Source organism: Bacillus sp. COPE52, assembly GCF_003355115.1.
In the GTDB taxonomy this organism is placed as follows: Bacteria; Bacillota; Bacilli; order Bacillales; family Bacillaceae_G; genus Bacillus_A; species Bacillus_A toyonensis.
The window spans coordinates 5,623,851-5,640,378 of the sequence record NZ_CP031292.1 but is presented as its reverse complement, the minus strand read 5'-3'; the positions used below and the strand labels follow the sequence as shown (position 1 = coordinate 5,640,378).

The window sequence follows — 16,528 nt, the reverse complement described above, 5'->3', positions numbered from 1 at the left end:
CGTTATGATGTAAGGGAAGAAAAATAAGAAGAGAGGAGGTATACGATGAAAAAAAATTTATGGTTCATTTCTATATTGTGTATGATTTTAGGAGTGGTAACAGGGTGTAGTAGCAAAGATGATACTGGAATTTCCGTTACAAGAAATGTAGCGGAGAAAGACCAGCAGAAAGGAAGCGAAACAAAGCAAAATAAGAAAGAAGAGGATAGTTATGAGGCAGCAGCGTCCGTACCTGTAAAAAAGAAGAGTTTACGGGTAAACTGCAGTAACCAGAATTGGTCGAGCAGGCAATGAACCCAGTACCTGGGGAGAGTAAGAAACAAAATGCTAATAGAATCATCAAAGCTACGATACTGGATCATATCGACGGTGATACGTTTCGAGTGAAGTTAGCAAACTTTCGTTATCAAGATGAATTGATTTCTAAAGAAATACAGCAAGAGAATTGTCCATTAATAGTTACCCAAAATGCAATTGCAGGCAGATGGAAAATTGTTACTTTGTGGTACTTAAGCAAGAATGGAGTTATTAGGTTTAATGAATTATTAAGGATGTTACCTGGTATCTCAAAAGGAATCTTAACTAGACAATTAAGAGAGCTTGAAGAGGACGAGCTAGTACTCAGAGAAGTTTATAATGTTGTTCCACCCAAAGTAGAATATTCACTAACAGAGCAAGGTAAGAAGTTTATACCTGTATTAGAAGCAATGCAAGTTTGGGGTAAAGATTTACTAAATAAAAAAATAGAGATGCATGAAAGACATGAGGATTAATACAGTATTACTACCTTCTTATTACCAATAGATAGAAGGTATGGAGTCCAAATTAAGTTACATTATTGTTGATTATTGAGTATAAGCACATTGATGCAATAGTAATTTAAGAGCTACGATTGTAGCTCTTTTTCTTATCCAGCTAACGGTGCAGTTAGTGGAAGAAGGATTTTAATTTACTATGATGAAATATGTAATCTAGATGAAATCTGAGAAGGAGGTTTCAATACTATAAAAAATGTTTTGTAGAATGAATGTAAGGGAGGAAAGCTAACTTGGAAATCACAACAGAAAGATTAATAATTAGACCGTTTAAGGGTACTGATTTACAGGATGTATTTGCTATTTATAATAATGATGACACATGTAAGTACCTTTTACATAATAAGTGGACTCATGAAGATATGCAGAAAAGATTCGATCAGAAGCTAGCAAACAATGTACTCACTACAGAATCAATATTAAGTTTGGCAGTCATATACAGGACTAAAGTAGTTGGTGATCTATCAGTATGGTACACAGATATGAAAGACACTGTTGAGATTGGTTATAGTTTTTCAAATGAAGTAGCTGGGAGAGGTTTGGCAACAGAAGCAGTAAGTAGTTTAGTATTTAAATTATTTGATGAATTTAATGTACATCGTATACAAGCTAATCTTGATGCACGTAATACAGCTTCACAAAAATTGTGTGAACGAATAGGCATGAGACAAGAAGCCCATTTTTTACAAGATTTTTGGAGTAAAAATGAATGGACAGATAGTCTTGTATATGGAATGTTATCCTCTGATTTGAAGTAATAATAATTTCAAATGTAGAAAAGCTCCCATATTTTTTTATTAAAATAAATTAAAATTACACAAATAAAAGCCCGTGAGCTCACATTTTTATATTTTAGGATAATGATATGCAAGATTGCATGTGTAAAATGGTTGCAATTTTGCACAACCTGTAACTATAATTGTTACAGGTTGGTGAATACCAATCAAACAAATACAATCATCATGAATGGAGATGTTATCGAATGGGTATGAAAAAATTAATCTTAGCAGGTGCTTTAGGGTTCGCAGCATTATCAGGAACAAATCTACCAGGATTAGAAGCAACAAAAGCGAGTGCAGCTTCTATTGAAACGAATTTTTCGACGTTAGAAGGACGCGTAGTAGAAGTGGATCATGGTGTGATTGTTGTGAAATCTAAACAATATGAAGAACCTGTTAGTGTTTATATAGAAAATATTTCAAATGTGAAAGTAGGAGACGAAGTAAAAGCGACTGGATCTATGATGCGTAACTTTACGGAGTATATGGTTGCAACAGAAGTTGAGAATACTACAAATAAACTAGGTATGCATTTGAAAGAAAATGGCTCACCTGATTATGTGATTGGTGAAGTATCAGAAGTAGGTACGATGGAAGACAGTGCTACTAAATATGTCGTAGTTGAGTATCCAACACAAAATGGGGAGAAAGACGTTATTGACGTGTTCTTAACAAAGGGACAAGCATTTAAAACAGGTGAGAAAGTGAAAATTGATATGAAGTATGTAGGCTGGGGCGGCATTTCTATTAATTACAACACAGTTGATCACATCGAAAAGGTGCATGAGGTAAACAATAGCACTCAAAATAATGATGATGTGTGGATTTGGTCTTAATTTGATTAGTAATATCAGAATCAAAAAAGAAAGATGTTCTTAGATTATAAAAGCTATACTGAAATGAGTATGGATTATTATATTCATTTCAATTAAATAAAGGAGAGAAGTCTATTCTATGACTTCTCTCCTTTGCTTTATTCGATCTTTGTTTGAGTCTATGTATATGACCATATTTAAGCGAGAATAGCTTTTAAAATCGACACTTTGTTTGTAGTAAATAATACATAATTTTGTTTTACAGTTCTAATTAATATACGGTCAGTTGTCCCATATGCTGTTCCAATACGGATTGCAGTTGGTTCTTCAACTCCAGCATAGGTAGCATCTTCGGTAACCTCAAGCACATCACGTAATGGGATCGTAACCTCCGCCAATTGCCATGAAATAATTAACGCTTCTTTTGTTTTTTTTACATCAATACCTAGCATTATACCAAGACCTTTCTATAATAGAATGCTACACTTCTTATCTTATTATACAAATTTTTAAATTATTTTTCTACATGTATGAATAGAACTGGTATTTTAAGGGTGTAAAAAGAACAGGAAGATATACTATCAATCTATTAAGAAATACGTTATGAAGAAAAGTTCACAGGGAATTAATATGGATTTGATATGGTTGAAGTATGATAAACGAGTAACTGTAGGAGTTGCAGGAAGGAAATGAATGATGAGACTTAAATTAATAGGAACCTTAACTTGTATAGTAGTAATGTTAGGTACCTTTATCATTTACACCAATATATCTATTGGTAAAGAGCCATATAAGACAAACCATGAAACTAGTGAAAACTCCATAAATAATGAAAAAAATAGAAAGCAAAATGGGACTTCAAGTAAGATTGCAAGCTCTTTTTCAAGTATACAGGCTGTAATAAATAAGGAATATGGTTTACCCGAAAACTATAAACCAGAGGATTTAGTTGTACCAAATGTATCCTTCTCATTTAGTGGAACGGTAGAAAAAAGTCACCTTCGTAAAGAGGCAGCGGAAGCGTTAGAAAAACTATTCTTTTTAGCTAAGCAAGATGGTATACAGTTGAATGCTGTGTCAGGATTTCGTTCCTATGAGTATCAAAAAGGCCTGTATGCCAGCAATGTTAAAAAGAATGGGCAAGAGCATACGAATCGCTTCTCTGCAAAGCCAGGGCATAGCGAACATCAAACAGGGTTAACAATGGATGTTTCATCGAAAAGCGCGAACAATGGACTAGAGCTAGCCTTTGCAAATACGAAGGAAGGCAAATGGCTAAAAGATAACGCGCATCGTGCAGGATTTATCATTCGTTATCCAAAAGGTAAGGAAAGTATAACAGGATATGCATATGAACCTTGGCATATTCGTTATGTAGGAGATATCGCTGACAATATATATCAAGAAAAGCTAACTTTAGAAGAATATATGAATCTGAAAAAAATAAAGAATTGATCTAGTTAGTATTAGTAGTGAGAGTGTTAAAAGATAGAATGTATACGCATCTCGCGCAAACGCCATTACAATCCCGGTTGATAATCAAAAGATTAAACGATATATACTGGATTGCAGTTATCTAAGTCAAATTGGCATGTTATTATGTAAGTGCGAATGCGGATGTACGGATTCGCACTTACATAATACATCACATAGGTATTTGTAAAAAACAAGTGAATAAATCTCAAAAAGAAAAGAATACTTATATCATTGAGACAGAAAGAGAAATTTAGTAGTTATATTTTAAAATCTGTATTTAAATAATGTTTAGCGGAATGCTCAGCTAAACCAAGTACAATAAAAAGAATTAAAGGAAATGCTCTACTTCGACATCACAACAATTAAATTTTGTAAAAGACACCATCTATTTTGTCTTAAGGAGTTAAAGTTAACTGTTTTGTATTAAAATGTTAGACACTGGCAATGTCCTATAAGCAACAATTTCATCAATATAAATATGTATAGCTGAATGTATCATATTTATACTGATGAAAGGTAAGGTATATGATACCTTTATAAAAGGAGAGAAAAATAAACATTTATAACTTCGCGCGAAATACCAATTTTACGAATAATAGAATGTATAAATAAAAATCTAATACAGTATTTAGGGATTTCGAGCTCAATTTCATGAATCTCAGTATATTGGTATGTGTCTATATAATTCATATTTTATATAGGAATCATTAAATACTGAACTATTCATTGGAAATATTCATAGTAAATTACCTTTTACTATATAGGATTTTTTTTATGTTGATCTGATTAACTCCTCATAATTATGATTAAATTAACCAATTCATGTTAGATAACGAATTTTAAACTGTTTTCATATATTAATTTTTTGTGTGAATTTATATATGTAAATTGTTTTATTTTACATACATTTATATGTAGTTTTTGCACGAATTTTTATGGTCTAATAGAAAATCATTACTTGGTTAGCTATAATTTTCTATTGATTAACTACACTATACCATTTAGATTTGAGTATATTTTAGTATTGCATAATATAATTATGTAAATAAGTTCGTATAAAAATTGAATTTAATGCGAACTTGTGTTCGTGTCTATTTTCTGTTATAGTGTATATGAGGTGATTTTTATGGAATACAGCAAGCAACGTCAAAAATCCGTACATCGTAAGAAATTATACGAGAATTTAAATGAAATGCCCTTTTACATAGAAGAATTTGTGGAGTACAAAGAATTGCATGATGCCTCTCCCTCCACCCTACTGAATTATGTATATGATTTTAGGGTCTTCTTTAATTGGCTATTATCTGAACAAATTATTGAATTTAAGCCGATTAAAGACATATCCTTCTCTGATTTGGAAAATTTAAAGAAAAAAGATGTTGAGAACTTTATGAGGTTTCTAAAACTACAACAAAACATGCAGAATTCCTCTGTTAACAGAAAAATTTCAGCCTTAAAGTCTTTATTTAAGTACCTTACCTCCCTATCAGAAAATGAAGATGGAGAATGTTATTTTTATAGAAATGTAATGGCTAAAATAGAAATACATAAAGATAAAGAAACATTAAATGCTCGTGCAAAACGTATGAGATCTAAAATATTCCATAATGATGACGATCAAGAATTTTTGAATTACGTGAAGTATGAGCATGAGAAATCGTTAACAAAACATCAGTTGTTCTATTTCCTAAGAGATAAAGATCGTGATGTAGCTATCCTCTCCCTCTTTCTTGGTAGTGGTATTCGAGTAAGCGAATTGGCCGATCTTCGTATGGAAGATATAAACTTAAAAGAAAGACTAATTGATGTAATCCGAAAAGGAAACAAAGAAGATTCTGTATGGATTACCCCAATTGCATTGAATGACCTTGAAAAGTATATGGAAATTAGAGATAACAAATATGCTCCAGGAAAAGAATTAAAAAATGTGTTTTTATCAAAGTATAAACATACTGCACAGCCACTTTCCGTTAGGGCTATCCAAGATATAGTAGAAAAATATACTAAGGCCTATGGCAAAAAAATGTCTCCTCATAAATTAAGACACACACTGGCAAATAAGCTATATATGGAAGAAAAAGACTCGTTACAAGTAATGCAGCAACTCGGGCATACGAGCCAAGATACAGCTTTGCTATATACACAACTTGGGGAAACAACTATTAAAGATAGTTTAGGCAGAATAGGAAAAAATAAATAATAAAAGTTCAGCAATGCAAAATTGCTGAACTTTTATTATTTTCTCTGCTAGAGTTAGTGGTTTTAAATGTCATGCATTATTCATTATATATTTAATTTTATTATATAAAAAATACATAGTTAAAATTCTACTTTAATTGGTATATAAAAACTGTCTCTTGTTAGAATTAGATAAATGAAAATTTTAGATTCCTACAATTGGGGTTTACTCTTTTAAGTTGATAGCGATGTGGTGATACCCGTTTAGAACGCTATCTTTGCACTAAAAAAAATCGAACCATAAATTTGCCGGCAAGCTTATGGTTCGATTTAAATTATGTACTTTTAGTAGTATCCTTTTTACATTTTCCTTAAATATAGAAATCACTCCTAATTACATGAATTACTGATATTAAGTATACTTTACTGTAAAGTAACAAAAAAGCTATTTAATCTTGCCGCCAAAAATACAATAGATATCTGTCTATTGTATTTTTGGCAGATGTCTATTAAAACCGTTTAAAAATCTAGTTGTTTCATAGACAATGGATTTTTGAGTGAATACTAAAGTTGCTTCATTTGAGAGCCAAATAATGAAAATGAACCCTCATATATTAATTCATTCCCCCCTCAATAATATTTATCTTTCAGATTTTGTTGATGCTTTGTAACAAAAAGATTCTAAAAAGGTAATTGTAATTGAATTAGAAAAACACGCGAAGGTTGGGAAATTAGTAAATCATAGATAAAAACGTCCTATATTTTAATAGGACGTTTTTTCTTCTATAAATAATGTATTCTCCAATATCTAAAAAGGACGGTTTAACTACTTACTTATATCTATCTATAATTCAATAAACCTACTTCTCCTCATACCATGGGTTTAAATGAATTAGTACTTCATATATTTCTGGGTTCTGATTTATAATAGTAGTTTTTATATCCCTACAAATATCATGTCCTTGCTGGATGCTTAAATGTGCCGGAACACTAATTCTAATATCAATTAATACATAGTGACCATGATCACGTGCGCGCATTCTATCAATTCTTTTTACAAAAGGATGGGCCTGAATTACTCTCTTATATTCACTACATTTCTCGGTAGGAATACCACCTTCCATTAATATATATATTGCTTCTTTCCCCATACTAATCGCTAACTTTAATACGAAAAAAGAAACAATAATACCGGCTAAAGGATCCCCATAAGCTGCATATGGAATGGAATAGATATTGTTTATCAAAGCAATACCAATTCCAATTACAGCTGCAATTGAGGCATAAACATCAGCAAGATGATCATAAGCAGTTGCTATAAGCCCTTTGCTGCTTGTTTTTCGACCAATTCGTATTGTGTATACATATAAAATTTGCTTCCATATTAATGAAATAATCGCTGCTATAAAAGCAATTATATGGGGTTCTGTCGCTGGTTCAAATAATGACTTTATTGATTCATAAACCATAAATAAAGCCGCTAAAATTAAAATCACAGCTACAATTCCTGATGATATAACTTCTGCTTTACCATGTCCATAAGGATGATCTTCATCAGCTGGCTGGTTTGAAATTTTCATTGATCCCAATGAGGCTACGGATGCTACAACATCGGCAGCATTATGAATCCCGTCGGCTAATAATACCTGACTTTTGAAAAGTAAACCGACTATAATTTTGATGAGAGTCAGAAATATATTGCTAATTACACTAATCCACGCTGCCAATAAGGACGTTTTTTGGTTAGCATTCATATTTATCCCCACCTTAACTTTACTCTTGTTTCAAAATATTATTGTTTAATTCAATTGTGTAGTTATAAGTCTGTGTCTTATCATTTTAATTTCTTTCATACATTACCTAATAATAAGTGTGTGGGTCTATACAAACATTTTCTCATCAGTAAAGGTTTAAAGCATAACTTACTTTGTTCTTTTATCCTTATTTGTTATGAAGTGTAAAAAAGAGTGACACAATATGCCATGCTTTTATCATTACAAACATCAAAGCGACTAATGTGTTGCTTTGATGTTTGATGAAATGACTTCAGGTATGATTACTAATTCATTCTGCGCATTAATCTTTACTCATCTGATCACAAGAATTATTTTTACAGGTTGTCCATTTCACATAGCTGTAGCAAATACTATAAGATTAAAAGCATATAATTGAATATGAGTGTAAGCTGTATACATTATTTATCCTTCTTTTAAACTCTTGGAGATTTTCCATATGATTGAGTATCTCTATATGCTTTTCTTTAATGAATTTTAAATGATAAAACTTTCAATTTTATTACACTATTTGTATGTTAGTTTTTAAACTTTAATTAAACCTTCATTTATTTAAGCATTCATAAATCAGTTGCAATATTTGCATCAAATTCATCTGATTTTTTAGTATCTATTTTTTCCCCATCTATTGTCACCCTTATTTCTTGTTTTTGGTTTGCTGTTACCATCCAAGCATTCGGTAAATAACGATCTTCATGGGATAATGTAGAAGGTGAATTTATAACCTTTCCTCCTAAATATAGCGTAGCAGAAGAACCTCCATCCATAGCCATCGCATTTATTGCTCCTTTTTCATATAGAATATCTTGACACTCTTTTAACGTAGCTCCTATGCTATGTGTCTGCCTACCGTCAATCACTAGAAACATTATTGTGCCATCTTCTTTTTGTGCCATAATACTTCGCGGAGCAGAACCCCAACCACCGTCTCCTTCTGTAATCATTTTTTCTCCATTTACAATTAACTGTGGCATAAATCCTGCTGCTGAAACGACTTGTTTATCCAAAAGTTGTTGGGTAGAATAATTCCCTGTTATCATTTGTCCAAACTTTGTTAAGCCCGTAATAATTGTAGGGGTATTTTTATCTATATTTGTATCAATTGCTTTCCCATTTTCTATTGCTATTCCAGTTGCAATATTTCCTCCACCCCTTCCTGTTTCATCAGTAAATCCACTTGCATTCACAGCAACAAGTGCATGATTACGTTTTGCCATTACGCTAATTTTTTCTCCTCTTTTATCGCCCTGTGTTCCTTGATGGCTAACAAGTTTAACATTGAAAGGGTTACTAATAGTGACTAATTTTCCTTCGAAAAGAAAGCGACTATCTTTGTTACTTTTAATCGTTTCTACGTCAATTTTTAATGGCTGATTTTTTAATTCTTCTAATCTTTTTCCTGCTATTTTTTTATAAATATTCTCATCACTATTTGACCATTTTGGATGATTAATTCTATCTTGTAATTTATCTAGTTCCTTTTGGGATAGGAATGTATATTTCGCATATTGTGGATGCTGAGAAGTTAGTATACTCCCAGCAATTGTTACACGAAGATCTCGGCCATAGTTAGTACCAAATAATATTCCTATGCCAATAAGCATGAAAATAGAAAGAAGAAGCAAAATTCGTTTGAAGATTTTTCTTAGATGTTTCATAGTTATATCCTCCGGCATTAATTACATTCAATGAATCCTTTAAAATATTATTTACCTAAAGACAAAAGTGTTTGTTTCCCTTATTCCCGAGTTCCTCACTATGTCTTAGCAAGCAAGGCAAAATACTTATTCTACATTTCTTATTTATTTCAGTGTATATTTACAAATTTAATAACGTTTTTGCAACCAAGAAATATATTACTAATCCTGTTCCGTCAACAAATGTTGTAATAAATGGACCAGAAACGACTGCAGGATCTAATTTAAATTTTCTCAAAATCAAAGGTAAAACAGCTGCGACAAGCGAAGCCCAAATAACAATAAATAATAAAGTGATTGCTACAACTTGTGCAACTTCTGTTCCAACCCCTAACATATAAGCACGAATGAGCCCAGCTACCCCAAGTGCAAGTCCGAGAAGCATGCCAATTGCAAATTCCTTTTTCATTACACGGAAAATGTCTTTAAATTTCACCTCTCCAATACCGATTGCACGAGTAATTGTTGCTACAACCTGTGTTCCTGTATTCCCTCCAGTACCCACTAATAATGGAACAAAGAAAGCAAGGGCAACTACTGTTTCAATTTCGTCTTCAAAATACTTTAGTACTGTACCTGTATATGCCTCAGCAACAAAAAGAAGCAATAACCATGGTAGACGTTTAAAGAAAATGCTCCAAATACTAGATTCAAAGTAAGATTGATTTAATGGTTCACTTCCACCTAACTTTTGGATATCTTCTGTAGCCTCTGCTTCCATAACATTCATTACGTCATCAAATGTTATAATACCAATCATTTCATTATTTGCTGTTGTTACGGGTATTGCTGCTAAATTATAATTCAGTAGCTTTTTTACAACTTCTTGCTGATCAACCTCAGCAGGTACTGAAATCACCTCTCGAATCATGATATTGGATAAAATCTCTTCATCTGCTGCTAGTAATAACTCATGTATGGAAACGATTCCCTTAAGATAACCATGACTATCAAGAACATAAATATAAGAAATTGATTCTACATTTTTAGAATGTTCCCTAATGTACTTCAATGTCATTTTTACTGACCAATTCTCTCTAACTGCAACAAAATCACTTGTGACAAGACTTCCTGCTGTTTCAGGTTTGAAAGCCATTAATTTTTTCACATTATGTTTTGTAATTTTATTTAGATACGCCATTAATTTAGCTTGTTTTTCCGGCTGAACCGCTAGAAGTAAATCTACTGTTTCATCAATCGGTTGTAAATTTAGTAACTTTTTAGCTTTGTTTTCAGATAAGTGAATTAAGATATTATATTTTTCTTCTGTACTCAAATGTTGTAGAATTTTTGAGCTTTTTAATACAGGAATCTTATCTAGTAATATGACTTGATCTTCTATTGAAAACCGTTTTATTTCTTGCGCAACATCATACGACGGATGACGTAAAACTTTATCTGCATCCAAATCATTTTGGGTTACAAGTAATTCATTTAATAATTTCTTCATGTTAACTCCTCCTCATATTGCTAAGGGAGACTCTAGAGTTTCATGAGTGGTTTTGTATTATTTTATCTGTCTAAAATTTTGATTAGAGCATTAATAGTTACATTGCAATCAATTTATTAAGAACTACCTCCTTTTTGAATATAGACAAGATAAAAATAAATAACATTAAACAAAAAAAACCTTACTCAAAAAGGAGTAAAGGTTTTTTTACAATACAAATAAATGATTATTAAGACAGCTCTGCAATAATCCCAGAGGTGCCTTTCTATCAAATCGTATACCACTCCCTCGTTGAGTTTTAGCACTGTATAGCATAGGTTTTTATAACCAGCTACATTAAAAAGGGCCTTAATCCGACCGTTCCTGTTGACCCATTGGCGTCTCTCGACATTTTTGGGCAGCAGCGTTTCTCTATACAGGAGCCTCACCTAACAAAGATTATTGAATTACTTCAAAATTTAAACCAGAATTTAATATTTGTCAACTAACTTTCGATTTGATTCATAAAAAATTCTTTTTTAGAGAAATGTAATTAGATTCTATTACAAATTTGAAATTCAGCTTAAAAGATTTAAAATTTAAATACAATTAGTTCAAAAAAACGTTATAAAACATATGAAATTTCGTATAAGAAACTTATTGTTTATGATTAATTCGTAACTTTATAGCAGCAGTTACATCATTAGTCATACCGTACTTCAAAAGAACATTCTTCAAAAAATCTTATTTTATGATTAATATCTTCTTTACTGTTTATCAAATTTATATGGTTAAACTACTTAATCAAATTATACATTCCAAGTCGCAAATATGTATCTATATGAGACAATTAAATATAATTTCTCACATCATTTCTCAAAGATTTATAAAGCAATAAAGAATATAAAGTTAGCAATACGTTTACTTGACAAGCAAAAAAAAAGTATTTATGCTGGCTACACGAACAAACACATAAAATTTATATTGCTAAACCTGTTAGGTGAGGCTCCTATACAAACACAGGCTATTGCCCAAAAATGTCGAAAGACGCCAATGGGTAGAACAGGAATTGTCGGATTAAGGCTCTTCTTAAGATAGCTAAGTAATGAATTTCCATTACTTTACGTTGTATAGTGCCAAAGCTCTACTAGGGGGAGAAAAGCTTTATTTAGTCATGCCATTTTGAATCCTCCCTAGTATGTAACTAAGGGGGATTTTTGCGTAAGAAAACAGGGTGTAAGCGATAGAATCTCTCAAAACAAAAGTACTATTTAATACTTGTTGAGAACAAGATTCTATTCATTAGCAAATGTAATATTAAGTGTTAATGTAAATCAGGAGGATTTTAAAATGAAAAAAATAATAAAACTCGATTATCTATTGCTCCTCCCTCTATTCATAACATGTACTTTAGGTATTATCATGATGTATAGCGCTAGCTCCATTGTTGCTGTTCAACATTACGGTTATAACAGTAGGCATTTTGTTGATTCTCAATTAATAAAACTATTTTTAGGAACAATTGGGCTAATAGTTTGTGCTATTCTCCCATATGAAATATGGAAAAAACGAATAGTCTCAATCTGTATTATGATTGGAGGGATTTTTTTGTTAATTATGGTTTTATGGAAAGGAAAGGTGGTAAATAATGCTCAATCATGGATCTTTGGAATACAGCCAGCTGAATTTCTTAAATTAGGAACAATACTTGTAACAGCCCGTTTTTTTGCATTGCGACAAGGGTCAGCTAAACAAATTTGGATTGGGGGCGGAAAACTTTTATTTTTTTTAGCTACAATTTTTTTCCTAATCTATAAACAGCCAAACTTAGGATCTGCACTTTTAATATTAGGTATAGTTTTTAGCATATTTCTTTGCTCGGGAATAAATATAAATCTATTAATTAAAAGAACTATAATGGGTGCTATTTTTTGGTTACCTATTTTATATTTTTTGATTCAATTTAGTTTGTCAGATGTTCAAAAGACACGTATTACTACAATTATCAATCCCTTTGTTGATGCACAGGGAAATGGATATCAACTTGTAAATTCTTTTATTGCCATTGGCTCAGGAGGAATTATTGGACGTGGATTTGGAAATAGCATTCAAAAAACTGGTTATCTCCCCGAACCACATACTGATTTTATAATGGCAATCGTTTCTGAAGAATTAGGATTCATTGGTGTATTCATAATAATGGCCGGAGTATTAGCTATAGTTCTTCGCTCACTAAAAATTGCACAGCTATGTGAAGATCCATTCGGAAGTTTTATAGCAATTGGTATAGGGTGTATGATTGGTTTGCAATCTGTTGTTAATTTAGGCGGTATTACGGGAATACTTCCTCTTACGGGTACCCCATTTCCATTTGTAAGTTTTGGTGGAAGTTCTTTAATGGTTAATTTAATAGCAATAGGAATATTGCTTAATATTTCAATTTTCAATAAAATTAAGTTTATTAATTATAATATATGATATTCTATATGTTGTTCTATTTTTAATGGATGAATTCTTTCTGATTTTGGACAGACTGATTCCGTAAATCAATCTGTTGTTTTTTCATTAGAATTATCGCTAAAAAATGAAATAAACACAGTAAAAAAAATAACATTGTAAAAATTCGTGGCAAGGGATGAAGGATTCACAATGGCTGAGAAAATATATATATAATTGGCTGGTCTCAATTCATAAAATTCTTTTTATTATATAGATAAGCATAAAAATATTAGGAAGTTAATAGTAATATATATCAGATAGAAATTATTAAATCAAAAGAAAAAGCAATCATTGAAAATATAAAGCATTAAAGACAGGGCAAAAGATACACGAAACAAAGAATACGGATGCAAAAAATGGATCAATTTACTTATAGAGTACATTTTAAATACAATTTTCAAGAAAAAAAATTTAAGTAAAGCTTTACTACAGATTGGTGGGTAACCTGTAACAGACGAAACACCTCCTATTGTTAGATTGTCTACAAAAGCAAATAAAACCTGTTTTGTGGATTTATTTTCCTTTTATTTAGTTATAGTACTAGTAATTTCTTCTATTTTGGAGATAGTGATGGCCACTATCATTCTTCTAGGAATACAGAATTATTAATGCATTCATTTTTGGATATTTATCAGTTCCAAGTTAACAATTCTAAATAAAATTACCCTTTAGGAAATTAAAGTGGAATGATATTTGTCAACAGTAAATTTTGCTAAGAAAGGACAGAGAATAAGACCACCGGTAAAGCTTTTACTGGAATTAATTATAAGATTAACGTAAACCACCGGTAAAGCTTTTACTGGAATTAATTATAAGATTAACGTAAATAACGCTCGTAAAATTATGATAGATATAAATCAAATCGGAGTGAATACGATATGAGAGCGGTCGCGAAAAAAGTAAGAATAATACGTTTGCAGGATGAATATTGTAAAAATTGTAAATATCAAACGGATGTAGAACAGTATTGTATTGAACAATGCGAAATAGGAAAAAAACTTATTACGCTGGGTAAAAAAGAATTTAGAAAGAGATTGACAAAAGTAAAAACGATAGAAGAAAAATGGGATGAAAAGTGCAAACAAGCAATAATTTTATATAATCAAGGAGTAAATTATCCTGATATTGCAAAGGAAATGGGGTGCCACGTGAGTAATTTGTATAAAGAGCTCAAAAAACGTGGATGGTTACAAATGTAAAATCATGAAATAAATTTTCAAACAAACAAGTTATATGATTGGAACATGCTTTACATTTGATATGAACTGTATACTTGCTTATTTTCAGCAATTACAAAATAAACTAATTCATTTATATGATCTAATGTTTGTTCACCTAAAATTGGTATTTCACACCTTCTCATTTTTGAGGAAGGAGTCTTCTGTCGAAAAACGATAAAATTTTAACATTAAATTTCTGGGTTATAATTCCTAAAAAGAAAAACACCCGTTCTGATTAAGGACGAGTGTTTTTCTTTTTAGGTTATCTAACAGGGATAAACTTCCATGAGCTAGGTTTTTGTTTTTTTTCACCTAGTACAATCCAATTTTTCTTTGCATTTATATTCTCATAATTTAATGGATAGTCATCTGTAAAAATATTATATTCTGTAGGATTATCCAGGTTAATTTTAATTTTAAAATCAGCTAAACTATCAGATTTTTGAGCAAGGTGAATCCAACTAGAATAATTAGACCAATTTAAATATTGGAATTGGTCGTAATTTGAGTGCTTCATGCGAAGATATATACTCTCCCCGTGGTGTAGCTTTGCATCATTTTCTTTGTAGAATTCAAATTCCATAGGTGTACCAGATAAACCATTGTTTTCTTTATTTGCAAGTGTGACATAATCGTAACGATTTGCTATATACCATTCAAATGTTAGACCTTGATAAGGAGATTCACTTGGTACAATATAATAGTTTTTCCCTGCTTCTATGACGTTTCCTTCTATATCATAGATTAATGCAGTCTCTATACTTGGAGCTTTCACATTTTCAGTAAAAGTTTTAAACCACAGATTTAAGAAACCTGCTGTATTGCGCTGAGCTTCTCCTAAGCTTCGCTGCACAGCTGGGGTAACCATTTCTTGCCACAATTGTGCCTTACCACTATTATAATACTTAAATGTTTTATCATTAGTAATATTTTGGATTTCAGGTTTAGCTACTCGAGCTGCATAATCAATCCATTCTTCAGGTGTGGATAGAGAATTATTATAGTTCCCTCCAGTATTGACTGCAAATTGCTTTTGAATGGTTGTAACATAATTTTCAAAGTAGCTATGATATTTTATAGCTCTCGTATCAATTGCAGTAAAATTTGCTGCATGCATAGGTTGAGTAGCATCTGTAAAGTAGTGCGTGGCTACTCCTAAGTAATAGAAAGCTTTTTCATAGTCCTTATTTCGTAAATGTTCTCCAGATTCATAAAAGTATTTCTTACCTTGTGTAAGAGCGGTTGGATTTGTTTCTCCTCTATAATTTTCTCTAGTATCAGGATCATAAAAATGAGATTTCCATCCGCCTTTAAAAACGCCACCTATTCCTGTACCACCATCGTTAAACTCTGCATTATAATCTGCATCATATAATCCTTTAGAAAATAAATCTTTATATTGTGGATAATTTAAAAAGTCCACAGCCTGCTTATTTGCTTCAATATTAGATTCTGTTTTCATAATTTCAATAGCTTGTTTTGCAATCCATAAATGTGTACTTTTATCAGAATGATACGGAGCTTCTGCAGACCATCTTGCAGTAATAGGATCATTCTCATTTAAATCAATTTGATCGAGATGAGCATAACTACTTTGAGGACATACTCCTAAAATAGTTAAAGTCACTCCAGCTATACATAGTGTTGATACGATTTTTTTCATATTTTATCCCTTTCTAAATATAAAGATTCTTATGTGGATATTCATCTTATTAACGAAAGTTAAATAGCTCTAATAAAAGAGCGATTAGCAAAGGCTAATTGCTTAATTTCTCTCTTAATGGAATACCAACACACATCGATTAAAATAAAAATTTTAAATTAACC

Annotated in this window: 13 protein-coding genes and 2 riboswitches; of the genes, 8 read left to right on the top strand and 5 right to left on the bottom strand. The window is 31.4% G+C overall.

The window, feature by feature from the left end; genetic code table 11:
• Positions 1–45: 45 nt before the first annotated feature.
• From DPQ31_RS28525 to DPQ31_RS28510, 4 genes are all read left to right on the top strand, one after another.
• Entirely contained in the window at positions 46–294 is a 249-nt protein-coding gene (locus DPQ31_RS28525; RefSeq protein ID WP_098710870.1) for a hypothetical protein, read from the top strand.
• A gap of 89 nt (positions 295–383) precedes the next feature.
• The gene (locus tag DPQ31_RS28520; RefSeq protein WP_306616311.1) at positions 384–773 is read left to right on the top strand and encodes a winged helix-turn-helix transcriptional regulator; all 390 of its coding nucleotides are present in this window, start codon (positions 384–386) and stop codon (positions 771–773) included.
• A 275-nt stretch (positions 774–1,048) separates the two neighbouring features.
• A complete protein-coding gene (locus tag DPQ31_RS28515) occupies positions 1,049–1,573 on the top strand; it encodes a GNAT family N-acetyltransferase (RefSeq protein WP_208731402.1) in 525 nt (174 codons plus the stop codon).
• Positions 1,574–1,797: 224 nt separating this feature from the next.
• Positions 1,798–2,430, top strand: coding sequence for an ATP F0F1 synthase subunit alpha (locus DPQ31_RS28510; RefSeq protein WP_097959386.1), 633 nt, complete (start codon positions 1,798–1,800; stop codon positions 2,428–2,430).
• Positions 2,431–2,606: 176 nt separating this feature from the next.
• Here the strand turns inward: DPQ31_RS28510 and DPQ31_RS28505 are convergent, their stop codons facing one another.
• On the bottom strand, positions 2,607–2,861 hold the full coding sequence (locus DPQ31_RS28505) for a SunI/YnzG family protein (RefSeq protein ID WP_097954855.1): 255 nt from the start codon (positions 2,859–2,861) through the stop codon (positions 2,607–2,609).
• Positions 2,862–3,105: 244 nt separating this feature from the next.
• On the opposite strand from DPQ31_RS28505, the gene DPQ31_RS28500 reads away from it, so the two are divergent.
• Together DPQ31_RS28500 and xerS are read left to right on the top strand one after the other, a co-directional pair.
• Positions 3,106–3,864: a M15 family metallopeptidase gene (locus DPQ31_RS28500; protein WP_208732123.1), complete on the top strand. Its 759-nt coding sequence runs from the start codon at positions 3,106–3,108 to the stop codon at positions 3,862–3,864.
• Between the two features lie 1,147 nt (positions 3,865–5,011).
• Complete coding sequence (xerS, locus tag DPQ31_RS28495; RefSeq protein ID WP_098573500.1) at positions 5,012–6,085, top strand: tyrosine recombinase XerS; 1,074 nt, start codon at positions 5,012–5,014, stop codon at positions 6,083–6,085.
• Between the two features lie 838 nt (positions 6,086–6,923).
• Here the strand turns inward: xerS and DPQ31_RS28490 are convergent.
• The 3 genes from DPQ31_RS28490 to mgtE all read right to left on the bottom strand — a co-directional run bounded on the left by DPQ31_RS28490 (position 6,924) and on the right by mgtE (position 11,003).
• Complete coding sequence (locus DPQ31_RS28490; protein ID WP_097879424.1) at positions 6,924–7,817, bottom strand: cation diffusion facilitator family transporter; 894 nt, start codon at positions 7,815–7,817, stop codon at positions 6,924–6,926.
• A gap of 599 nt (positions 7,818–8,416) precedes the next feature.
• On the bottom strand, positions 8,417–9,514 hold the full coding sequence (locus DPQ31_RS28485; protein ID WP_098718922.1) for a phosphodiester glycosidase family protein: 1,098 nt from the start codon (positions 9,512–9,514) through the stop codon (positions 8,417–8,419).
• 160 nt (positions 9,515–9,674) lie between these two features.
• Positions 9,675–11,003 carry a magnesium transporter gene (mgtE, locus tag DPQ31_RS28480; protein WP_208731401.1) on the bottom strand — a complete coding sequence of 443 codons (1,329 nt, stop codon included), beginning with the start codon at positions 11,001–11,003 and terminating at the stop codon, positions 9,675–9,677.
• Positions 11,004–11,278: 275 nt separating this feature from the next.
• Positions 11,279–11,446: riboswitch (M-box (ykoK) riboswitch) on the bottom strand.
• A gap of 521 nt (positions 11,447–11,967) precedes the next feature.
• A riboswitch (M-box (ykoK) riboswitch) is annotated at positions 11,968–12,144 on the top strand.
• 188 nt (positions 12,145–12,332) lie between these two features.
• On the opposite strand from mgtE, the gene DPQ31_RS28475 reads away from it, so the two are divergent.
• Complete coding sequence (locus tag DPQ31_RS28475) at positions 12,333–13,460, top strand: FtsW/RodA/SpoVE family cell cycle protein (protein WP_208731400.1); 1,128 nt, start codon at positions 12,333–12,335, stop codon at positions 13,458–13,460.
• 899 nt (positions 13,461–14,359) lie between these two features.
• Positions 14,360–14,680 carry a helix-turn-helix domain-containing protein gene (locus DPQ31_RS28470; RefSeq protein WP_088093278.1) on the top strand — a complete coding sequence of 107 codons (321 nt, stop codon included), beginning with the start codon at positions 14,360–14,362 and terminating at the stop codon, positions 14,678–14,680.
• Between the two features lie 283 nt (positions 14,681–14,963).
• Here the strand turns inward: DPQ31_RS28470 and DPQ31_RS28465 are convergent, their stop codons facing one another.
• Complete coding sequence (locus DPQ31_RS28465; protein WP_208731399.1) at positions 14,964–16,364, bottom strand: zinc dependent phospholipase C family protein; 1,401 nt, start codon at positions 16,362–16,364, stop codon at positions 14,964–14,966.
• Between the last annotated feature and the right edge of the window lie 164 nt (positions 16,365–16,528).